This is a genomic window from Streptomyces sp. IBSBF 3136, from assembly GCF_036815105.1.
Lineage (GTDB): Bacteria > Actinomycetota > Actinomycetes > Streptomycetales > Streptomycetaceae > Streptomyces.
Genome location: NZ_JAJSZC010000090.1, coordinates 15,990 through 38,515, shown reverse-complemented (window position 1 = coordinate 38,515; position 22,526 = coordinate 15,990). Strand labels below are relative to the sequence as shown.

The window sequence follows — 22,526 nt, the reverse complement described above, 5'->3', positions numbered from 1 at the left end:
GGGCTCAGGAGAGCGCGGGGGCCGGGGTGGCGGGTGCCGCCGCGGCCGGTTCCTCGGCCGGTGCGGCCGCCGGGCGGGCGTGCACGTGGCGCATGTAGTCGAGCCGCAGGAAGTCCTGGTTGACCGAGGCCGGGGCGATGTGGACGTACTGGCCCGCGTCCGTGAAGGTGATGCCCAGCGCCGTCCACGCGTCCAGCAGGGCCTGGACGTCCTCGGCGGTGCGGTCGGCGAAGGCGGCGGCGGAGGTCGCCTTGCGGTGCAGGGCCGTGGGGGCGTGCGGTTGGTCCAGGAGCCGGAACGCGGCGACGGCGAACGGGTCGGTCAGGCGCAGGGTGTCCCAGTCGAACGCCCGCCTGCGGCTGACCAGGACGATCTCGTCACCCAGGTCGGTGTGGGTGAGCCGGGCGTCGGTGTGGTGCTTCTTCCAGTCGCCGATGGCGTCGTTGAGCCGCGTCACCGTGTCCGCGCCGATGCCGCGCTCGGGTGCCTGGAACACGTAGGCCAGGTCGTGCAGTTCCTCCTCGGGCAGGTCATAGGTGAACAGGTAGTGCTCCTCGGGGCGCAGCCCGGTGAAGCCCAGTTCCGGCCGGTTGAAGTAGGGGCTGAAGCGCTCGATGGCGATGCGGGCGGACAGGTCGACCGGCGGGTTCAGGTGCTCCAGCGCGGGCAGCTGGCGGATCACCGGGTCGTAGTCCTCCGTGGTCTCGCCGGGGAAGCCGTGCAGGTAGTTCCAGGACACGGAAAGGCCCGTCTCGGCCGCGTCGCGCAGCAGGCGCACGTTCTGGCAGCCGGCGACGCCCTTGTCCATGAGGTCGAGGACCCGGCTGTTGAGGCTCTCGATGCCCGGCTGGACGTAGATGAGCCCGGCGTCGGCGAGGACCTGCAACTGCGGGCGGCGCATGTTCGCCTTGATCTCGATGTGCATACGCAGGTCGTAGCCGCTGTCGATGATCCGGGGCAGCACGGTGGACAGGTAGCGCATGTCGAGGATGTTGTCGACGACGTACATGTCGAGGACCCGGTGCCGCTCCGCCAGGTCCATGATCTCCTGGTAGAAGGTGTCCGGGCTCTTGCTGCGGAACTGCATGAACGAGCCGTTCAGGCCGCAGAACGTGCAGTGGTGCTTCTCGCCCCACCAGCAGCCGCGGGCCCCCTCGACCACCAGCTTCGGCTCGACCCAGTTGCGCGCCACCGATCCCGCGAGCCGTTCGAAGTAGCCGCTGTAGTCCGGGGGCAGGATGGCCGCCGGGGGTATCGGACCGGTGGGCATCGGGTTGGCGGTCGAGGAGTCCTCGCCGGCGCGGTGACAGAGACCGGGAATGCCGGCGAACACCGAGGCGTCCGCGCCGTCCCGCACGGCCTCCAGCAGCCGGGGGAAGGCTTCCTCGCCCTCACCGCGCACCACGTAGTCGACGCAGGGGAAGTTGCGGTGGACGGCCGCGCCCTGCTCGGCGTCGCAGTTGGCGCCGCCCATGACCGTCACGGTCTTCGGGGCCAGCCGCTTGATGTGCCGGGCCGCGGCGAGGGCGGCCGTGTTCTGCTGGAAGGTGGACGTCAGGCCCACCACGTCCGGCGCGAGTTCGGCCACCCGCTGGGCGATCTCCTTCACGAACTCCGGTACGACAGCGTGCAGTTCATGGGTCATGCGCATCCGCTTGGCGCGCAGTCTGCCGGTCATCGCCTGGGTGAACTCGGCTTCCTTCCAGGCCGGGTCGTCGTACAGGGCGCTGGAGAACACCCAGTCGCCGCAGCCGAGGAAATAGGAGGACAGCGCGTAGTACTCGTAGTCCTCCGCCGAGAACTCGGTGCGCCGGGTGATCCAGTCGGTGAACTCCAGGTTGGCGTGCAGCACCTCGCACGTCGCGCCTTCGACGCGCTCGTCGACACTGCGTTTGAGGATGCCGAGGGCCAGCGAGGGCAGGTCGATGGGCGACCAGGGCATGTTGAGCAGGAGAACGCGCACGGTCGGCTCCTTGACGGACGGCGTGGAGGAAGGGCGTGGCGGGAGCGGGGAGGAGGGAGCCCGGGGGGGGGGGGGCGCGGGGGGGGGGGGGGGGGGCGGGGCGGGGGGGGCGCCCCGGCGCGCCCCCCCCCCCCCCCCCCCCCCCCCCGCCCCCCCCCCCCCCCCCGGGCCGGTGGTCACTCCTCGTCGTCGCCGCCCTCGTCGGCGTTGCGGAACGGGATGGTGATGGTGATGCCGATGCCCGGCTTGCGGTTCTCCTCGTCGCCCGCGAGCGGGTCGTTGTGGATGATGTCCTTCTGCATGGTGTTCCTCCTTCGGTGAGTGGGGTGCTGCTGTGCACACCCGGTCCCGCTGTTGCCTCAGCGGGACCGGGGTCCTCCCGCGGGAGCGGGGGGACGTCCTGGGGCGCTTCGCGCCGGTTCGGGCAGCCGGTCGCGCAGGAAGCGCAGGGACCGGCGCAGGACGGCGACGTGGGTCGCGCCGTCGTAGCCGTCGTGCCCGGTGTCCAGCCACATGGCCTCGTGCGGTACGCCCGCGTCGGCCAGCGCGGCGAGGTAGGAGCGGATCTGGCCGGGCGGGCACTTGGTGTCGTGGGCCGCGCCGACCACCAGCAGGGGTGCCGTGACCGCGGCCACGTAACTGAGGGGCGAGCTCCTGGCGTAACGTTCCGGCACCTCGTCCGGGGTGCCGCCGAACAGCCGGACGTCCAGGGCCCGCAGCGCCGGTGTGGTGGTCCGGTGCGCGGCGACCCAGTCGGCCACCGGCTTGACGGCGACGCCCGCCCGCCACAGCCCGGCGCGGGTGCCGAGCGCGAGCAGCACGAGGTAGGCGCCCCACGACACCCCCCACAGGGCGCTCGCGTCCCCGGCGATCAGGCCACGGGCGACGAGGTCGGCGCGGACCGCTGCCAGGTCGTCCACCTGGGTGTGGCCGACCCCGGCGGGGAAGGCGCGCCGCCAGTGCGGCCCGTAGCCGGTGGAGCCGCGGTAGTTGACCCGGACGACCGCGTAGCCGGAGGCCACGAGCGAGTGCACCGTGGCGTCGTAGGCGTCCCGGTCGTGGTCGGCCGGGCCGCCGTGGATCAGGAAGACGGCCGGCGGCGGTGCGGTCCTCCCGGCCGGCTCCGGCAGGCTGAGCAGGGTGTGCACGCGGCCCTCGCCGGTGGGCGTCCACAGGTCGGTGTGCCGGCCGGGCACGACGACCGCGGGGCCGGGCGGCGGCAGGGCGATGCCGTCCGTGGCGTGCGGGGCGGGCGGACGGGCGGTGTCGGTCCACAGGTAGTCCACCGCCCCGTCGTCGCGGGGCGCCGCGTCCAGCACGCTGCCGGGAGGCGTGGGCACGGCCTCGCGCCGCCTGCCGTCGAGGTCCACGCGGTGCAGCAGGGAGCGGCCGTGCCGGTCCTGACGCACCAGCACCTCGCGCGTGTCCGGGTACCAGCGCGCGCTGATCTCCGTGTCGCAGGTGAACCCGTGGTGGGTGCGCAGCCCCTCGGCCGGGGTCCAGGTGGCCAGGGCGTAGCGGTCCCCGAGGTCCCGCACCAGGAGCAGTTCGCGGTGCCCGGCCCGGGGCGAGAAGCCCTGGCACCACAGCCGTGCGCCGGTCCGGCCGGGTTCGAGAAGGTCGGGGCCGGGCAGGGTGGCGACGACCCGGCCGCCGGGCTCGACCACCGTGACGGCCGCTCCGTCCTCCGCCGACGAGGCGAGGGCGATCAGCGAGCCGTCCGGGGTGACGCCGCCGAGCCGGCAGGGACCGGTGGTGCTCAGCACTTCGCGCGGGGCGCGGCCGCGGCGGCCCATCAGCACGACCGTGCGCCGTCCGGTGGCCAAGGCCGCGGCGACCGTCCCGCCCGGGGTCACCGCCAGTCCGCTCGGCCGCCCGGCCGGGGCACCGGGCAGGCCGGGCAGGCGCGGGCCGCCGTCGAAGTGCCGGAACCACCAGCGGCCGCGTTCGGCGGCGTCCTCCTCGAACCACCACACATAGCCGTCGGCGTCGATCGCCCGGTGGACCGTACCCCCGGGGCTGTCGGTGACCTGACGGGCCCGGCGGGCCCGCGCGTCCCAGGTGAAGACCTCGCAGCGGCCCCCGGCGTCCGCGGTGAACACCATCCGGTGCGGGTCCGCCGGGCACACGTCGGGGAGGGCGGCGACGAACACCTGGTAAGGACTGGTCATGGCCGGCTCCCCGGGTGCGGACCGGCCGGGCGGATCCCCTCGGCCACGGTCACCTCGGCCACGGTCGCGCCGGCCACGGTCATCTCGGCCAACTCCTCCGGCACGGCCTCGGTCTCCTCGGCCACGGTCTGCCCGGCCGCGTCCGTCGGTGCGGCCGGGCGCAGCGCGGTGGGCGCGGTGCGCTGCGTGTGCAGCGCGAGCACGAACAGCAGGGCGGTGCAGACCAGCGCCGGGACCCGGGGGCCGCCCCAGGTCACCAGGGCGGCCGCGGCGGCGGGCGCCGCGGCCGCCGTCACCGCGGTGGCGGACCCGAGGACGGCCCCGGTCCGTGACTGCAGCTCCGCCGGCACCGCGAGGACGGCCGCACCGCCCAGGACGACGGTCACCACCGGCAACACCAGGCACAGCGCGGAGAAGCACAGACCCCACAGCCAGGGCCCGCCGGCCCCCGACAACGCGGCGCTCGGCGGCAGGAGCAGCCAGGTGGCCGCCGTGAGCGACCGGCGCGCGCCGAGCCGCCGTACCACCGGCGCGGCCACCAGCGAACCGGCGAGCCCCGCCGCGCCGGAGACCGCGAGCACCCCTCCGGTGGCGGTGCCGCCGGCCTCGGGGCCCAGGACGAACACCGCGGTGTAGAACAGCAGGGTCAGCACCCCGCTCGCCACGGACGACCACAGCAGCACCAGGCGCAACACGGGGGAGTGGACCGCCGCCGCGAACCCCGCCCGCAGGCTGCCGGACGAACTCCGCCGTTCGGTACCTGAGTCGGCCTCGCGCGCGTCCGCCGAGCCGTCGGGCGAGGCCGGCGGCGTGTCCCGGGCAGTGGCCGGGGTGTCCAGCGGGGTGCGGATGGCCCGTACGCCCAGGGCCGCGGCGGCATAGGACACCGCGTCGACCGCGAACGGCAGCACACGGCTCAGGCCGAACAGGACGCCACCCAGCGCGGGTCCGACCACCAGGGCCGTCTGATCACCCGCCTGGACACCGGCCACGGCACGCGGCAGGTCCTCCGGTGCCGCCAGCCGGTACAGGGCCCCGCGCGCCGCCGTCTCGTAGGCCGTGGCGCACAGCCGCTCGGTGAAGGCCAGGCCCAGCAGGACCCACAGCGGCGGGTGCCGCAGACAGGCGACGGCCAGTCCCGCCATCGCCAGGGCCGCCAGCGTCGCCGCCGAGGTCATGAGGCGCCGCCGGTGTCCCAGGTCGGCGGGGACGGCGACGGCCGGCCCGAGGAGCACCCCGGTCAGCGCGGCGGCGCTGGCGAACACACCGGCCGTGCCGGGGCCGTGGCCCAGGTCCAGGAGCAGCAGCGGGAACACGAGCCCGGAGGCCTGACTGCCCAGCCCGTCCACGGCGTTGACGCACCACAGGACGGTGAGGTCCCGGCGGCTGCCCCTGCCGCGCCCGGCAGACCCGGCGGGCCCGGTGGACGGAGCGTCGGCGGGCGCGGCCGACTCGCCGTCGGCACGCCGCGGCGACCGAGCTGCGTCGATGGCCCCCACCCCCCTGTAGGTGCTGACGGCTCCGGTGAAGGCACCGGAAGTACGCATGCGTGAGCGACCGCCGGACCGAGGCATTCCGGCCGTCATGTGTGGAAAATGTGTACGACGTGCGAAAGCGAGCCGGAGCCTAATCACCACGGCACGGCGGGAACAAGGGCCCTGAAGGCGCCGTGCGCCCGTCCGCCGCGCCGGATATGGCCGACACTCGACTGGCCCGGTGCGGTACCCCCGATCGCCGCGCCGCGCCCCGACCTGCCTGCCGACGAGGCGCGGAGTGCCCAGGATGGTGCTTCGCGTTCGTGTACCGGGCGGATGACCACGGCCTGCGCCGCGCCGTCCGTCCAGGGGTGCGCCGGGGCGGGGTGGGCCCCTCCACCGGCCCGGACGTACGGCCGCCCGGCCCTTTGGGCCTGCCGCGCGCGTGGGCGTTGCGCCGCGAAAGGGGGGCGTTCCCTGCCGGCGGCACGTGCCTCCGCCCGTCCCGCGCGCCGCCGCACCGATCAGCGGGACACTCGCGCCCGGCGGAGGTCCCGCGGGGGCGCGTCACATTGGCTGACAACGTCCCCCATCGGAACACAAACAGCAATCAAGCATTCCGCCACCGGACCGGAGGTCCCCCCCGCACGGTCACGCGCGGCGGACGCGGGGCGCCCGCTGTTGCTCACTTTCGGGTGGTGGACCGGTCGGGGCGAAGCGCCGAACGGCTTGACGAGGCGTCAAGTGAACGTTTCCGCGGATGGATGGAGCGTGCAGGCGAGTGTCACCGAAATGTGCGCAACATGTAACACGCGACGTGTATGTCCCGTTTCCCCGGTTTCCCGATGGAAGGTGTGGGTGTGCGGCCGCCGGGCCGCTCGCAACCACCGCACCCCGGTCCACGGTCCGTTGCCGTGACCCCCGGGCGTGCCCGCACCCGCAAGGGGGACCTCGTGTCCGCTTCCGTTCGTGTGACCCCGCTCCGCCTGACCGCGGCGGCCGCCGTGGCCGCCGTCGCCGTGGGCGCGGTCGCGCTGCCCGCCGCCGCGGCGGACCGTCCCGGCCCGCACTGGGACCGCGCCCAGGTGGTCATCGGTGACGTGCAGTACGGCCCGAGCCGCTTCGAGCGGTCCAACCACTCCCTCAACCGGGAATGGGTGGAGATCACCAACAATGGCCGTCGCGACGTGAACCTGCGGGGCTGGACCCTGTCCGACCGGGACGGCAACACCTACACCTTCCGCACCTACCGGCTGGAGGGCCGGTCGAGCGTCCGCGTCCACACGGGCTTCGGCCGGGACGGTGAAGCCGACGTCTACCAGGACCGCCGGCACTCCGTGTGGGACCGCGACGCCGACAGCGCCACCCTGCGCAACGACCGCGGCCGCCTCGTCGACGCCACCTCGTGGGGCGGCGACCGGCGCGACCACCGTCACTTCGGCGACGACGACCGCGACTTCCGTGGCGACGCCCGCGGCGACCAGGACGAGCGCCACTTCCGCGGCCAGGACCACGACGGCTGGGGCCGGCAGCACGACGGCCGGGACCAGGACCACGACGGCCGGGACCAGGACCACGACCGCCGGGACCAGGACCACGACCGCCGCGGCGACCACCGCCACTGACCGGCCAGGGGTGCCGTCGGCCCGGCCACGGCACCCCGCCGCGCACGACCGCGGCGCGCCGCCTCCGGGGGTGCGGCGCGCCGCATCCAGGCCCTATACGGCGGGTCCAGAGCCGGCCGTCGGCAGCGGCGGCAGGCGTGTCTCGTGCAGCCAGGCCGCGAACAGGCCGTCCAGCGGCTCCCGCGCGTACCGGGCCACGTGCGAGGTGAACGTCGTCGTCGTCACGGCCGCGCCCCGGTGCTGCTCGGCCCAGCCGCGCAGCATGTGGAAGAACGCCGCGTCACCCAGGGCGACCCGTACCGCGTGCACGGCGAGTCCGCCCCGCTGGTAGAGCCGGTCGTCGAACATCAGCTTGCGGCCCGGGTCGGACAGCCGCAGATCCTGCGGCAGCGCGGACAGCGACCGGTGCGCGGAGGCGGCCAGCTGCCCGGCGTCCCGACCGCCCGAACGCTCCGACCACAGCCACTCCGCGTACTTGGCGAGGCCCTCGTTCAGCCAGATGTGCCGCCAGTCGGCGAGGGACACGCTGTTGCCGAACCACTGGTGCGCCAGCTCGTGCGCCACCAGCCGCTCCGAACCCCTGACCCCGTCCACGTGGTTGGCGCCGAACAGCGACAACCCCTGCGCCTCCACCGGGACGTCGAGTTCGTCCTCCGTCACCACCACGGCGTACTCGTCGAACGGGTACGGCCCGAACAGCTCCTGGAACAGCTCCATCATCGCGGGCTGCCGGGCGAAGTCCCGCGAGAACCGCGGCAGCAGGTGCGCCGGGATGTGCCCGTGCTGCGGCACACCGCCCGGCCCGGGGTCCCCCAGCAGCACGGTCTGGTACTTGCCGATCGCCAGCCCCACCAGATAGCTGGAGGTGGGCGCCGCCTGCTCGTAGACCCACGTGGTCGTCGAGGCCTTCGTCGTACGGGTCAGCAGCCGCCCGCCCGCGACCACCGCGTACGCCGACGGCGTGGTGACCGACAGCAGGTACGACGCCTTGTCGGCCGGCCGGTCGTTGCACGGGTACCAGGACGGTGCCCCGACCGGCTGGCTGGCCACCAGCGCCCCGTCCTCCGTCTCCTCCCAGCCGAGCCCGCCCCACGGACTGGCCACCGGGCGGGGATTGCCCGACCAGTGCACCTCGATCGTGAAGGCGGCCCCGGGCCGCGGCGGCTTCGCCGGGCGCACCCGCAGCCGGCCGCCCCGGTGCGTGTAGTGCGGCTGTCTGCCGTCCACCCGGACCCGGCCGATCCTGAAGTCGGCCAGGTTCAGCTGGAACTCCGTCAACTGCGCTTGGCCCGCGATGGCGTTGATCCGGGCCGTGCCGGACAGCCGGTTCGGGCCCGGCCGGTAGTCCAGCGTGAGCTCGTAGCGGTGCACCCGGTAACGGGGATCGCCGTTGGCCGGGAAGTACGGGTCCGGACCCATGGACCGGGTGGACTGCATGGACTGCTGAACTGCCACTGCCGCGTCTGCTCCCTGCGCTGTGCCGGTCCTCCGTGCCACCGGTGTGCCGCCCCCCGGTGCCGGGCGGCCCGCGCTCAGGGACGCCATGCCTCGATCGGGTTGCCGAGCCAGCGGGTGTCGTCCGGGACGGACTCCGCGGCCATGACGAGCGACGCGGGACCCAGCGTCGTACGGGCCCCGACCGTGCTGCCGGGCAGCACGATCCCGCCAGGGCCGAGGGTGGCGCCCTCACGGAGGACCACAGTATCCGTCCGCATGATCCGGTCGTGGAAGAGGTGCGTCTGGAGCACGCAGCCTCGGTTCACGGTCGACGCGTCCGCCAAGGTCACCAGGTCCGTCTCCGGCAGCCAGTAGCTCTCCACCCAGACCCCCCGGCCGACATGCGCTCCCAGGCCCCGCAGCCACGCCGTCAGCACCGGGGTGCCCGGCACCGAACCGGCCAGCCACGGCACCGCGAGCACCTCGACGAACGTGTCCGCCAGCTCTCCCCGCCACACGAAGGAACTCCACAGCGGGTGCTCGCCCGCCCGGTGCCGTCCCACCAGCAGCCACTTGGCGGCGATCGACACCACCGCCGCCACGGCACCCGCCGCGAGCAGCACCAGCCCCGACAGCAGGGGCGCCCACACCCCCAGCGCGCACAGCGCGGCCACCGTCAGGCCGGCCAGCGCCGCCGAGCACAGCACAGGCACGATCCGGCACGCCTCGACCAGCCCACGAGCCCAGCGCAGCCGGGCGGGCGGGGCGTAGGTGCGGCCGTGGTCACCCTCGTTCGCGCTGCGCGGCAGCTTCACCGGCGGCAGCCCCAGGTACGAGGTGCCCTTCTTCGCCTTCTTCGGCGTCGCGGACAGCACCCCGACCAGACCGCCGTCCGGCACGCTCCGGCCCGGCGCCGTCATGCCCGAGTTGCCGAGGAAGGCCCGCCGCCCGATCTCCGCGCGCCCGATCCGCATCCAGCCGCCGCCGAGCTCGTACGGCGCGGTCAGGGTGTCGTCCGCCAGGAACGCGCCGTCCCCGACCGTGGTCAGGCTGGGCAGGGCCAGGACGGTGGACACCTCCGCGCCCCGCCCCACGCGCATGCCCAGCAGCCGCAGCCACACCGGTGTCACCAGACCGGCGTACAGCGGGAACAGCGTCTCCCGGGAACGGTCCATCAACTGGGTGACGGTCCACGCCTGCCAGCCGGTGCGGCCGTGTGCCGGATGGGTGCCCGCGCGCAGGCCCACCGAGAGCAGCCGGACGGAGACGAGGATCAGCAGCGCGTACGCCGACCCGAAAACGAGCGTGGCCGGCACCAGCCCGAGCGCCGCGTGGCCCAGCGCCTCGGCGAGCCCGTCGCCGGGCGCCACGAACAGCCCCACGACCAGCAGCGCGGGCACGCCCGCGAGCAGCGGCAGGGCACCGAGCGCCAAACCGCTCACGCCGTACATGACCCGCCAGCGCCTGCCTCGCGGCGGACGCTCCTCGGGCCAGTTGTGCTTGGCCTTGCCGAGCTTGGCCGCGGGCGCCCCGGCCCAGCGCTGCCCGGTGGGCACCCGGCCGGTCACGGCCGACCCGGGCGCCACCTCGGCCCGCTTGCCCACCCGGGCGCCCGGGAAGAGCATGCTGCGTGTCCCCACCACCGCGCGGGCACCCACCCGGACCGGACCGATCTCCAGCCGGTCGCCGTCCAGCCAATGGCCGGACAGGTCGACCTCCGACTCCACGGCGGCCCCGCGCCCCACCTTCAGCATGCCGGTCACCGGCGGCAGCGAGTGCAGGTCCACGTCGGCGGCCACCTTGGCGCCCAGCGCCCGCGCGTACCGCTCCAGCCACGCCCCGGTCAGCGAGGTCGCGCCGCTGAACTCGGCGAGCCGTTCAGCGGTCCACAGCCGCAGATGGACGCTCCCACCACGCGGGTACCGCCCGGGCCCGACGCCCCGCAGCAGCAGCCGCGCACCGCCCGCCGCCACCGCGATCCGCCCGGGCGGGCTGAACAACGCCGCCGCGCCCGCGGCGACCAGCCACCATGAGGCGGTCGGCAGCACGGTGTAGCCCGGCAGCAGATCGCCCAGTGCGGTCAGGGCGACGGTCCAGCGCAGCCCGAGCAGCGTGAACAGCGGTACCAGCAGCAAAGTCTGCACGACACGGGCGCGCACCGGGACCGGCACGACCGAGCGGACCTCGCCCTCGTCCCGCGCCGACGCCTCCAGATGGCGGGCCAGCTTGCGCAGCACCGGCCGCTGGTAGACGTCGAGGACGGCCGCGCCCGGATAGCGGGTGCGCAGCCGGGTGGTCAGCCGGGCGGCGGCGAGGCTGCTGCCGCCGATCGCGAAGAAGTCGTCACCGGCGTCCCGCACCGGGATGCCGAGGACCTCCGTCCACTGCTCGGCGAGCCACGCCTCGGTGCCGTGGAGCTGCTCGCCCGGCCCGTCGTCCGCCAAGCCGTCGAGCGGCCAGGGAAGCGCGGCCCGGTCGACCTTTCCCGAGGTCCGGGTGGGCAGTTCGCCGACGGGGGCGAGCAACGGTACCAGGGCGGCGGGCAGTTCGGCGCGCAGCTTCGCCACCGCCGCCGTACGGTCCCAGCCGTCCTGGGTGACGACGTACCCGACGAGGAGCTGATTGCCGCCACGGGCGGTGCGCACCGCGGCGGCCGCGCCCGCGACCCCCGGCAGCGCGCACAACGCGGCGTCGACCTCGCCCAGTTCGATCCGCCGCCCGCCGAGCTTGATCTGCTCGTCGGCCCGCCCGAGGAAGACCAGTCCGTCCGGCTCGGCCCGGACCAGGTCGCCGCTGCGGTAGGCCCGCGGCCAGCCGAGCGAGTCGAGCGGCGCGTACTTCTCCGCGTCCTTCCCGCTGTCGAGGTACCGGGCGAGCCCGACCCCGCCGATCACGAGCTGCCCGCTGCCGCCCATGGGCACCGGCTCCCCGGCCTCGTCCACGACGGCCAGCTCCCAGCCGTCGAGCGGAAGCCCGATGCGCACGGGTCCCTCGCCGGTCATCAGTGCCGCACAGGCCACGACGGTCGTCTCGGTGGGCCCGTAGGTGTTCCACACCTCGCGCCCCTCCGTGACCAGCCGCTGGGCGAGTTCCGGCGGGCAGGCCTCGCCGCCGAAGATCAGCAGGCGTACGTCGTCGAGGGTCTCCGGCTCCCACAGCGCGGCCAGCGTCGGCACCGTGGACACCACCGTGATCTCCTGCTCGACCAGCCAGGGGCCCAGGTCGGCGCCGCTCCTGACCCGCGACCTGGGTACGGGCACCAGACACGCGCCGTACCGCCAGGCCAGCCACATCTCCTCGCAGGACGCGTCGAAGGCGACGGAGAGCCCGGCCATCACCCGGTCCCCGGGCCCGATCGGCTCGTCGGTGAGGAACAGCGCCGCCTCCGCGTCGACGAAGGCGGCGGCGCTGCGGTGGGTGACCGCGACGCCCTTGGGTCTTCCGGTGGAGCCGGAGGTGAAGATGATCCAGGCGTCGTCCCCGGGACCGGGCCGTCCCGCGGTCCCGCCGGGCGAGCCGGTCATGTCGATCCGGTGCCCGGCCCCGACGACGGCCCGCACCCCTGCCTCGCCGAACACCAGCTCGGCCCGCTCGTCCGGGTCCTCGGCATCTACGGGGACGTAGGCGGCACCGGCCGCGAGCACGGCCAGTACGGCGACGTACAGGTCGTTGGTCCCCGACGGCACCCGCACGCCGACGCGGTCGCCGAGCCCGACGCCGGCTGCGGCGAGCCGCCGGCGCAGCACCTCGACCTCGGCCGCCAGCTCCCGGTAGGTCAGACGCGTGCCGCCGCCGTCCAGGGCCGGCTCGTCCGGGTACGAGCGCACCGACGCGTCGAGGACGTCGATCAGTGTGCGCGGCGGGGCGGCGGGCCCCGCGGTGAAACGTGCCGTGTCGCCGAACCGCTCGCGGAACTCCTCGTCGAGCGAGCCGAGAGCGCTGCCCCCGTGTATGGCTGCCATCCGGTCCTCGCGTCTCGTTCCCGGAACCCTCCGGGGGGCCGGCGGGCCCGCAGGTCTGCCTGGGGTTGTCCGGCTCCGGCTTCGTGACAAGCCGGGAATATTAGTACGACGCTAGCCGCGGCCCCCGGCCCGGACCACTCGGTACGGCCGTTCGTGGCCCGCCGGGCCATCGCCCGGACCGCGCCGACCTGCCCGAACGCGCGCGGGGCGAGACATCCCCCACACATGCGGCCAAGCAAGGGCGTTTCGCGGCCCGTTCGCGGATGTGCGGGGCCCGCGAGGACCGGTAGGCCGGCCCCGGTTCGTGTCGGAACGCCGGAGCTGAGAAGCAGGAACGTGGGGAGGTGAGGTTGATGACCGCGCGCGAGGCCACCGTCCGTGCCGCCCAGGTCTCCCTCACGTCCCGGGCCGTGGCCTGACCCCTGCTCCAGGCTTCTTCCCGCCTTCGCCGAGGGCGTGGGCTCGCCGGGGCTCTCCCGCACGAACACCGATCCGAAACGGACCCGCATCCGCGATGAACACCACCTGGACCACCCGCGCCGAGACCGGCGCCGACCGCGAGGCCGTCCGCGACCTCGTGCTGGCCGCCTTCGACAGGCCCGCGGAGGCCGACCTCGTCGACGCCCTGCGCGACGGCCCCGCCTGGCTCGACGGCCTGTCCCTCGTCGCCACCGACGCGCACGGCACCCCGGTCGGCCACGCCCTGCTGACCCGGGCCCACATCGACGACGTCCCGGCGCTGTGCCTGGGACCCGTCGCCGTACTGCCCGGGCACCAGCGCACCGGCGCCGGCTCCGCGGCCGTCCGAGCCGCGCTCCGGGCGGCCGGGGCGAGGGGCGAGCACCACGTCGTGGTGCTCGGACACCCCACGTACTACCCGCGCTTCGGCTTCACCCGCGCCTCCGCCCACGGGATCCGGCTGACCGTCGAGGTCCCGGACGAGGCACTGATGGCCCTGACCCTCGACCCCGCCCACCCGCTGCCCGCCGGTACCGTCCGGTACGCCGCGCCGTTCGGCATCTGACCGTTCGTTCTCCGACCGCCGGGCATCCGGTCCGGCTGCCCCGACACCCGGCCACGCGCCCAGGCCCCCCACCCGCACACACAGCCCACCCGCGCCGAACGGCCGTCCCCTGGCGGCACGTCGGTGCGGGTGGTGTCCGTGGTGGGAGCGCAGAGCCGTCGCCGCTCCGGCTCCCGGTCCGCTCAGAGCACCCGCTGCCTGCGCCCGAGCCACGTCTGGGCGACGACCACGACCGCCAGGAACGCGCCGCTGACCACCTGCTGGTAGGCCGAGTCCAGGGAGCCGATCTGGTTGATGACGTTCTGGATCACCTTCAGCAGCGCCACCCCGACCAGCGTCCCGCTGATGAAGCCGAAGCCGCCGGTGAGCAGGCTGCCGCCGATGACCACCGCCGAGATCGCCTCCAGCTCCATGCCGGAGCCGAGGATCGTCACGCCGGACAGCAGCCACGCCGCGTTCAGCGCTCCGGCGAGGCCCGCGCACAGCCCGGACAGGGTGTACACGGCGATCTTGGTACGGGCCACGGGCGCCCCCATCAGCGCCGCCGCGTCCTCGTTGCCGCCCACCGCGTACACGTACTGCCCGAACCGGGTGCGCCGCAGCACCACGGCGCCCAGCACGAACAGGGCCAGCGTGATCCACACCGGTACGCCGATGCCGAACAGCGATCCCTGCCCCAGCTTCGCGAAGAAGGAACCCTTGTCCACCAGGTACGTCCGCGAACCCTCGTCGGTGAGCGCGAGCAGGCCACCGCGCGCACCGAGCATGGCGGCCAGCGTGACGATGAACGGGGCGAGACCCGAGCGGGCGATCAGCAGCCCGTTGACCAGACCGACCAGGCCGCACACCACGAGCGGCAGCAGCAGCGCCACGGCCGTCCCGTACTGCGACCCCCAGGCCGCGAGCACCCCGCCCAGGGCGAACAGCGAGCCGACCGAGAGGTCGATGCCGCCAGTGACGATCACGAACGTCATCCCGAGGGCGACGACGGCGAGGAACGCCGACGACAGCGCCATGTTCTCCAGGTTGTCGCCGGTCAGAAAGGTGTCGAAGCTCAGCGACGCCACGACCATGGCGATGCCGAGCGTGACCAGCGCCCCGTGCTGCTGGGCGAGCGCGCTCAGCCGCTCCCGACGGCCGGCACCCGGCGGCTCCCCGTCGGTGACGGCGGCCGACGCCCGGGCGCCGGCCGTGGATTCGGCCGGCATGACGGCCTCCCCGGTGTCCGTGGTCATCGCTTCCCCCGTTCACGCGCCGCGTACACGGCACCGACGATCACCACGGCCTGCGCGATCTGCGTCCACGACGGGGGCAGGTCGTGCTTGATGAGCGTGGTGGTGAGCAGTTGGATCAGTGCCGCGCCCGCGACCGTCCCGCCGATCCGGACCCGTCCGCCGCTGAGCGGGGTGCCGCCGACGACCACCGCCGTGATGGCGGACAGCTCCATGAGCGTGCCCAGGGATGTGGGGTCGCTCGCGGTCAGCCGGGCGGTCGCCAGGACGCCCGCGATCGCGGCGAGCACGCCGGAGCAGACGTACACCACGATCAGCACCCGGCGCACCGGCAGACCCGCCAGGCGTGCCGCCGGCCGGCTGTCGCCGATGGCCAGCAACTGCCGGCCGAACGTGGAGCGCCGTACGACGAAGGCCACCAGCAGGGCGAGCGCGACCGCGATGAGGACCAGGTACGGGACACCCAGCACGTCACCGGAGCCGAGGGCCGCCATGCCGGGGTCGCGGACGTCCTTCAACTGGGGCAGCAGCACCAGCGCGAGGCCCCGGGCGGCGACCATGAGGGCGAGCGTGGCGACGATGGGCTGCACACCGACGAAGGCGATCAGCGCCCCGTTGGCGAGGCCGACCACGATCCCGCCGACGACCGCGCTCAGGACGGCGATCCAGGGGCCGTACCCGAGATACAGGGACAGCAGGGAGGTGGACAGCGCCATCACCGAGCCGACCGACAGGTCGACGCCCTCGGTGCCGATGGCCAGGGCCATACCGAGGGCAACGATCAGTACCGGCGCGACCTGGACGGCCTGGGTGCGGAAGTTCTCCGCGGAGGCGAAGTGCGCGGTGAAGGCGAGGTTGAACAGCAGCAGGACCACGACGCCCGCGTACACGCCGTACGCCTGCAACAGGCGCAGCACCCGGTCGCGGTCCACCGTGCCGCGGGCCAGGGAGAGATCAGTCATCGTGCCCTCCGGGCGGTTCGTGTGCCGTCGGCACCTGGTCCCCACCGGTCGGCCGGTGTCCGTCGCCGGCCTCGGGCGGGCCGGCGGGCACGGCGGCGATCGCCCGCAGCAACTCGTCCTCGGTGACGGCGTCGCCGGTCAACTCCCGCACCACCACGCCGTCCTTGAGGACCACCACGCGGTCGCTGCCCTCGATCAGTTCCTCGGTGTCGGAGGAGATCAGCAGGACGGCGAGCCCGTCCTCGGCCAGTTCGTCCACCAGCGCCTGCACCTCCGCCTTGGCACCCACGTCGATGCCGCGCGTCGGCTCGTCCAGCAGCAGTACCTTGGGGTGCAGGGCGAGCCACCTGGCCAGCAACACCTTCTGCTGGTTGCCGCCGGACAGCTCCCCGACCTTCTGGTGCGGTCCGGCCGCCTTGATCCGCAGCCGCTTGACGAAGGTGTCCACGATCCGGTCGATCCGGGCGTCGTCGACAAGCCCGAAGCGGGACAGCCCGGGCAGCGCGGCGAGCGCGATGTTCTCCCGCACCGACAGACCCGGCACGATCCCCTCGGTCTTGCGGTCCTCCGGCAGCAGGCTGATGCCGGCCCGGATCGCCGCCGCCGTGGAGCCGCCGCGCACCGGCTGCCCGGCCATCACGACCCGGCCGCCGTCGAGCGGCAGGGCCCCCGCGATGGCCTTGGCGGTCTCACTGCGCCCCGAGCCGAGCAGGCCGCCGAGGCCGACCACCTCGCCCGGCCGCAGGGTGAGCGACACGCCGTCCAGCCGGTGACGGACGCTCAGTCCCTGGGCCTCCAGGACAGGTTCGGCGGCGGCATCGTGGGAGCCGCTGAACTTCGTCAGACCCTCCCGGGACACCTCGCCGATCTCGCGGCCGAGCATCAGCGCCACCAGCCGCAGCCGGTCGAGGCCGGCGAGCCGTCCGGTGTGCACGACACGGCCGTCGCGCAGCACGGTGACCGCCTCGCAGATCTCGTACAACTCGTCCATGCGGTGGCTGACGTAGATGACCGCGATGCCCCGGTCGCGCAGTGCGCGGATCACCCCGAAGAGCGTCTGCACCTCGCGGGGTTCCAGCGACGAGGTGGGCTCGTCCATGATCACGACCCGGGCGTCGATCGCAGCGGCCCGCGCCAGCGCCACCATCTGCTGGGCACCGACGCCCAGTTCGCGCAGCGGGCGGCGGACGTCGACCTGGATGCCGAGGCTCCGCAGGGTCTCGCCGGCCTCCCGGTGCATCCGGCGGAAGTCGATGAGCCCGAGCCGGCCGCGTGGCTCGCGGCCGAGGAACAGGTTGCGGGCCACGCTCATCAGCGGGACGAGGTTGACCTCCTGGTAGATGGTGGAGATGCCCGCCTGCTGGGCCTGGAGCGGGGTGGCGAATCGTACGGGGGTGCCGTCGTGGGTCATCTCGCCGGCGTCCGGCCGGTACACACCGGTCAGCACCTTGATCAGCGTCGACTTGCCCGCGCCGTTCTCGCCCACCAGGGCGTGCACCTCCCCGGCGCGCACGGTGAAGTCCACGTCGGACAGCGCCCGCACGCCGGGGAAGGTCTTGCACAGTCCGGTGACCGTGAGCATCTCAGAAGGCCTTGCCCAGGTCGGACTTGGCGTTGTCCGTGGTGTAGGAGCTGTCCTGGATGACGATGTCCTGCGACACCGCCTGGCCCTGGGTGAAGGTGTCCAGGGTCTGGAAGGCCAGCGGCCCGAAGCGCGGGTTCGACTCGATGACGCCGTCGATCCAGCCGTCCACGATGCCCTGCACGGCGTTGCGGGTGCCGTCGATCGTCACGATCTTCACGTCCCCGGGCTTCTTGCCCGCGCCCTTGAGGGCGTTGACGGCACCGAGGCCCATCTCGTCGTTCTCGGCGTAGACGCCCTTGATCCCCGGCTTGGACTGGATCAGGTTCTCGGTGACCGACTGGCCCTTCTCGCGGGCGAAGTCACCGGTCTGCCGGAAGACGATCTTCAGGCCGGGTGCCTTCTCCTTGAGGCGGTCCTCGAAGCCCTTGGTGCGCTCGGTGGTGACGTTGTTGCCGGCCGCGCCGAGCAGGATCGCGATCTCGCCCTTGCCGCCGGTGGCGGCGATCATCCGGTCGGCGGCCCGCTTGCCCTGCTCGACGAAGTCGGAGCCGATGAAGCTCACGTAGTCCTTGCAGGGCGCCGCGTTGATCTTGCGGTCGATGGTGACGATCGGGATGTGCCTGGCGGCCGCGGTGCGCAGCACCGGCTCCCAGCCGTCCGAGTTCAGCGGGGCGATGACCAGCAGGTCGGCGCCCTTGGCGATGAGATCCTGAACGTCGCTGATCTGCTTGGAGAACTGTGACTGGGCGTTGGCGGTGAGCAGTTTGACGCCCCGCTTCCGCGCCTCCGCCCTGATGGATTCGGTCTCCGCGATCCGGAAGGGGTTGGCCTCCTTCTCGGACTGGGAGAACCCGACGGTGGCGGACTTCAGGTCCCGTTTCCTGCCGCCGTAGGTGCCGATGGTGCAGGTCGGTCCTGAACCGCCGCTCGGCGAGGCGACGACCTGGCCCGAGTCCTTCTGTTGGGAGGCCGACTTGTCGTTGCCGGAGTCGTCCTCGGACTTGGTGCATCCGGTCATGAGCGCCAGGCTCGTGATGAGGCCGGTGGTGAGGAGGGTGCGTACCAGGGTGCGGTGCGGTGCTGCTGCGACGGTCTTCATGGGAGTTCCCCAAACGGCGTGGCCCCGGGCGATGGGAGCGCTCTCGGGGTGGGACGGCTCTTGCGGTCAACTCGGCGTGCACGTCGTTCAGGGGAGGTTTTTACATCGTTGGAAGAGTGCTGTAAACCCCTCCCGTCCGGAATCCCGGCCACCCGGCACCGGTCAGGATCAGCGCCGCCCGAGCGTGCTCTCCCGCTCCACCAGCACGAATTCCGCGGTGAGTTCACGTCCGCCGGGCTCGCCGCGACCCGACAGACTGCGCAGCAGCGAGGCCACCGCCATCCGCGCGATGGCCTGCTTGTCCGGTGAGATCGTGGTCAGCGTGACGGCGCCGAAGCGGCCTTCGGCGATGTCGTCGAACCCGACCACGGCGACGTCCCACGGCACCCGCAGTCCCCGCTCGTGCAGCACCCGCATCGCACCGATCGCGATCAGGTCGTTCAGCGCGAACACCGCGTCGGGCCGCACCCCCGAATCGAGCAGCTGGGCCATGGCCCGGGCGCCGTCGTCCCGATCCCAGCCACCGACCGGTACCACCAGCTCGTCCGGGGCCGGGACCCCCGCGGCAGCCAACTCGGCGCGCCAGCCGACGAGTCGCAGATGGGCGGGCTGGTTGGCGGCGTCGGTGCGGGCGCCCAGGTAGGCGATGCGGGTACGGCCGCGGCCGAGCAGATGCCGTACCGCGGCCCGCGCGGCGGCCACGTTGTCGATGGCGATGTGGTCGTGCGGCGCCTCGTACTCGCGCTCACCGAGCAGCACCAGCGGCACGTCGTCGGACCGTCCCTGCAGGTCCGCGGCCTCCAGTTCCAGCGGGCTCAGGATGAGTCCGTCGATCACCCGGGCCCGGAAGCCCTGGCTGACCAGCACCTCCTGCTCGCGCCTGCCGCGGGTGTGGTCCAGCAACACCGTGTACTCGTGCTCCGCCGCCGCGTCGATCACCGCGCTCGCCAGTTCGGCGAAGTACGGGTTTCCCAGCTCGGGGACGGCCAGCGCGATGATGCCGGTACGGCCCTTGCGCAGGTGCCGGGCGGTCAGGTTCGGCCGGTAGCCCAACTCGTCGATGGCCGCCTGCACCCGGGCCCGCATACCCGGTGTGACGTGCGGATAGTTGTTCACGACGTTGGACACCGTCTTGATCGAGACGCCGGCCCGTTCGGCCACGTCCTTCAGGCTGACCCGCAAGGGGATCTCCTCGGCATCGATGGGAGCTCCGGGGACCGGAGCCATGTCATGACCCTGGACAGCGGCCGGGAGCCGTGCTCTCATGCCAACTGCCGTTGCTTCCAACGTTGTACAGACTGAAGCAGTGAGCCGCCACCCTTCCTCAGCCAAGGGAGATCCGTGCGCACCAAGCAACTCAGAACCCGACTGTCCCTCCTGCTCGCGGCCGCGCTGGGCCTGGCCGGCCTGACCGCGGCCCCGACCGCCACAGCCGCCGAGGACCCCGTCGCGGTCCACGGTCTGAAGGGCGAGTACTACACCCAGTCCGCCCCCGGCGCCTTCGATTTCGCCCATCTCAAGGCCACCGGATTCGACCCCCAGCTGGACTTCGACTCGCTGGAGTCCCGGCTGAACTCGGCCACCGGGCAGTCCGACGACGTCAGCGTCCGCTGGACCGGCCGCGTGGTGCCGGAGGAGACCGGCGCCACCACCTTCTCCATCATCGGCGACAACGGCTTCCGCCTCTGGGTCGACGGCAAGCTGGTCATCGACCACTGGGTCGACGACTGGGACCACGAACAGACCGGTGCCCCGGTCGAGTTGACCGCCGGCAAGGCATACGACATCAAGGTCGAGTACTTCGAGCACTACGGGGGTTCCAACCTCCACCTGCGCTGGACGCCGCCCGGCGGCACCAAGACCGCCGTCCCGCAGTCGGCCTTCCTGCTGCCCGAGGGGTACGCCTACGACGGCGCCATCGCCACCACCGTCCTCAAGGACGGCCGTACCCTGCGCATGGACTTCGCCCAGTCCCTGACCACCCCGGCCGCCGGGCTCGCCGACCACCTGCACGCCGTCATCGGCGGCGCGACGTGGCCCCTGGGCTCCGCCCGCCTGGACCCGGCCGACCCCAGAGCCGTCCTCGTCTCCCTGAAGCAACCCGTCGTCGGCGACAAGACCGGCACCGCGCCCGGCCTCGCCGACGTCCGCTACGACGGCCAGGGCGGTCTGTCCGGCACGGACGGCAACGTTGTCAGCGCCTTCTGGAGCAGCGGCGCCAACCACTCCACCTACGAGCTGCGCACCAAGTGGGCCGACGGTGTCACCCCGGCCAACGCCCACCGCGAGTACCCGAGGCCCCAGCTCACCCGCGACTCCTGGCGGAACCTCAACGGCAGCTGGCAGTTCGCCGCGGCCAAGGCGGACGAGCAGCCGCCGGTGGGCCGCACCCTCGGCGAGCGGATCCTCGTCCCGTACCCCGTCGAGTCCCAGCTCTCCGGCATCGAGCGGCACGAGGACCGCATGTGGTACCGCCGCACCTTCACCGTCCCCGCCGGCTGGAAGATCGGCGACCACCGGCGGCTCCAACTGAACTTCGGCGCCGTCGACTGGCAGGCCGAGGTCTACGTCAACGGCACCAAGGTCGCCGAACACAAGGGCGGCTACGACAAGTTCAGCGCCGACATCACCGACGCCCTCAAGCCGGGCCGCACCCAGGAGGTGATCGTCGGCGTGTACGACCCGACCGACGTGGCGAACGGGGAGAACCCGCCGCTCGGCAAGCAGCGTCTGGACCCCAGCGGCATCTGGTACACCCCGTCGTCCGGCATCTGGCAGACGGTGTGGCTGGAACCCGTCGCGTCCGACCACGTCGACCAGCTCAAACTGACCCCGGACGTCGACGCCGGCACGCTCACCGTCCAGCCGCAGGGCGTGCGCGACGGGGTGCGGGTCACGGCGACCGCCTACGCCGGGAAGCGCAAGGTGGCCGCGGCGACCGGCCGCACCGGTGAACCCCTCACCCTGCGCATTCCGCACGCGCGCCTGTGGTCGCCGGACCACCCCTTCCTGTACGACCTGAAGGTGAGCGTCGGCGCCGACCGTGTCGGCAGCTACTTCGGCATGCGGTCCATCGCCGTCCAGAAGATCGACGGCGTCCCGCGTACGGTCCTCAACGGCAGGCCCGTCTTCATGATGGCCACCCTCGACCAGGGGTTCTGGCCGGACGGCCTGCACACCGCGCCGAGCGACGCGGCACTGGCCCACGACCTGAAGATGCACAAGAGGATGGGCTTCAACGCCGTCCGCAAGCACATCAAGGTCGAACCCGACCGCTGGTTCTACTGGGCCGACCGGCTCGGCCTGATGGTGTGGCAGGACATGCCCGCCATGACGGCGGGCGTGAACCCCTCGACCGCCGCTCGCGCCGAGTACGAACGCGAGATGAAGCAGATGATCGACGAGCACATCAGCAGCCCGGCGGTCGTCATGTGGGTGGTCTTCAACGAGGGCTGGGGCCAGTACGACGTCGGCCGCGTCGCCACCCAGGCCAAGTCCTGGGACCCGACCCGCCTGGTCGACAACATGTCCGGCCTGAACCTGGGCGCCGACGGCGGAGCCGGCGACATCATGGACGAGCACGGCTATCCGAGCCCGGCCCTGCCGCCGCACCCGGACGGCCGACGCGCCCTGGTGGCAGGTGAGTACGGCGGTCTCGGCCTCGCGGTGCCCGGTCACGCCTGGTCGGTGCAGCAGTCGTACGTCGACGTCGACCCGAGCACCTACACCGACGACTACCTGGAGAAGCTCGGCGAGGTGCACGCGCTGGCCTGCCGCGGCGGCAACGGCGCGGTGTACACGCAGATCACGGACGTCGAGGGCGAGCTGAACGGCCTCATGACGTACGACCGCAAGGTGGTCAAGCCCGACGTGCGCCGTCTCAAGGCGGCACAGGACGCGCTGATCGACGACGCGTCACGGCCGCAGCCGGCGGGCTGCGCCTGACGTGCGGCAGGGGTACGGGAGGCCGACTCCCCGCGAAGTCCCGTAC

The 22,526-nt window shown here is 73.2% G+C and carries 14 protein-coding genes; 3 read left to right on the top strand and 11 right to left on the bottom strand.

Features of this window, described 5'->3' with window-relative positions; translation table 11 throughout:
* Positions 1-4 precede the first annotated feature (4 nt).
* The 4 genes from V7E45_RS20385 to V7E45_RS20370 all read right to left on the bottom strand — a co-directional run bounded on the left by V7E45_RS20385 (position 5) and on the right by V7E45_RS20370 (position 5,681).
* Complete coding sequence (locus V7E45_RS20385) at positions 5-1,963, bottom strand: RiPP maturation radical SAM C-methyltransferase (RefSeq protein WP_333775623.1); 1,959 nt, start codon at positions 1,961-1,963, stop codon at positions 5-7.
* A gap of 176 nt (positions 1,964-2,139) precedes the next feature.
* Positions 2,140-2,265, bottom strand: a complete 126-nt coding sequence (locus tag V7E45_RS20380; protein WP_257785090.1) for a hypothetical protein — start codon at positions 2,263-2,265, stop codon at positions 2,140-2,142.
* 57 nt (positions 2,266-2,322) lie between these two features.
* Positions 2,323-4,134 carry a S9 family peptidase gene (locus tag V7E45_RS20375; RefSeq protein ID WP_333775622.1) on the bottom strand — a complete coding sequence of 604 codons (1,812 nt, stop codon included), beginning with the start codon at positions 4,132-4,134 and terminating at the stop codon, positions 2,323-2,325.
* Positions 4,131-5,681 (bottom strand): MFS transporter, encoded by a 1,551-nt coding sequence (locus V7E45_RS20370; protein WP_333775621.1) that lies wholly within the window; start codon positions 5,679-5,681, stop codon positions 4,131-4,133. Before V7E45_RS20370 ends, V7E45_RS20375 begins: the two co-directional genes overlap by 4 nt.
* An 881-nt stretch (positions 5,682-6,562) precedes the next feature.
* On the opposite strand from V7E45_RS20370, the gene V7E45_RS20365 reads away from it, so the two are divergent.
* Positions 6,563-7,234, top strand: coding sequence for a lamin tail domain-containing protein (locus V7E45_RS20365; protein ID WP_333775620.1), 672 nt, complete (start codon positions 6,563-6,565; stop codon positions 7,232-7,234).
* A 93-nt stretch (positions 7,235-7,327) separates the two neighbouring features.
* Here V7E45_RS20365 and V7E45_RS20360 read toward each other — a convergent pair whose 3' ends face one another.
* Positions 7,328-8,653 (bottom strand): M1 family metallopeptidase, encoded by a 1,326-nt coding sequence (locus V7E45_RS20360; RefSeq protein WP_443056108.1) that lies wholly within the window; start codon positions 8,651-8,653, stop codon positions 7,328-7,330.
* 113 nt (positions 8,654-8,766) lie between these two features.
* Positions 8,767-12,633: a Pls/PosA family non-ribosomal peptide synthetase gene (locus tag V7E45_RS20355; protein ID WP_333775619.1), complete on the bottom strand. Its 3,867-nt coding sequence runs from the start codon at positions 12,631-12,633 to the stop codon at positions 8,767-8,769.
* 514 nt (positions 12,634-13,147) lie between these two features.
* Between V7E45_RS20355 and V7E45_RS20350 the strand changes: the two genes are divergently transcribed.
* Positions 13,148-13,657: a GNAT family N-acetyltransferase gene (locus V7E45_RS20350; protein WP_333775618.1), complete on the top strand. Its 510-nt coding sequence runs from the start codon at positions 13,148-13,150 to the stop codon at positions 13,655-13,657.
* A gap of 182 nt (positions 13,658-13,839) precedes the next feature.
* Here V7E45_RS20350 and V7E45_RS20345 read toward each other — a convergent pair whose 3' ends face one another.
* From V7E45_RS20345 to V7E45_RS20325, 5 genes are all read right to left on the bottom strand, one after another.
* Positions 13,840-14,892, bottom strand: coding sequence for an ABC transporter permease (locus V7E45_RS20345; protein WP_443056106.1), 1,053 nt, complete (start codon positions 14,890-14,892; stop codon positions 13,840-13,842).
* A complete protein-coding gene (locus V7E45_RS20340; RefSeq protein ID WP_333775617.1) occupies positions 14,889-15,851 on the bottom strand; it encodes an ABC transporter permease in 963 nt (320 codons plus the stop codon). The genes V7E45_RS20345 and V7E45_RS20340 overlap by 4 nt, the downstream gene beginning before the upstream one ends.
* Positions 15,844-17,433: a sugar ABC transporter ATP-binding protein gene (locus tag V7E45_RS20335; RefSeq protein ID WP_333775616.1), complete on the bottom strand. Its 1,590-nt coding sequence runs from the start codon at positions 17,431-17,433 to the stop codon at positions 15,844-15,846. The genes V7E45_RS20340 and V7E45_RS20335 overlap by 8 nt, the downstream gene beginning before the upstream one ends.
* Before the next feature lies 1 nt (position 17,434).
* The gene (locus V7E45_RS20330) at positions 17,435-18,535 is read right to left on the bottom strand and encodes an ABC transporter substrate-binding protein (RefSeq protein WP_333775615.1); all 1,101 of its coding nucleotides are present in this window, start codon (positions 18,533-18,535) and stop codon (positions 17,435-17,437) included.
* Positions 18,536-18,703: 168 nt separating this feature from the next.
* Positions 18,704-19,717, bottom strand: coding sequence for a LacI family DNA-binding transcriptional regulator (locus tag V7E45_RS20325; RefSeq protein WP_333775624.1), 1,014 nt, complete (start codon positions 19,715-19,717; stop codon positions 18,704-18,706).
* A 159-nt stretch (positions 19,718-19,876) separates the two neighbouring features.
* On the opposite strand from V7E45_RS20325, the gene V7E45_RS20320 reads away from it, so the two are divergent.
* Entirely contained in the window at positions 19,877-22,480 is a 2,604-nt protein-coding gene (locus tag V7E45_RS20320) for a PA14 domain-containing protein (protein WP_333775614.1), read from the top strand.
* Positions 22,481-22,526: the final 46 nt, after the last annotated feature.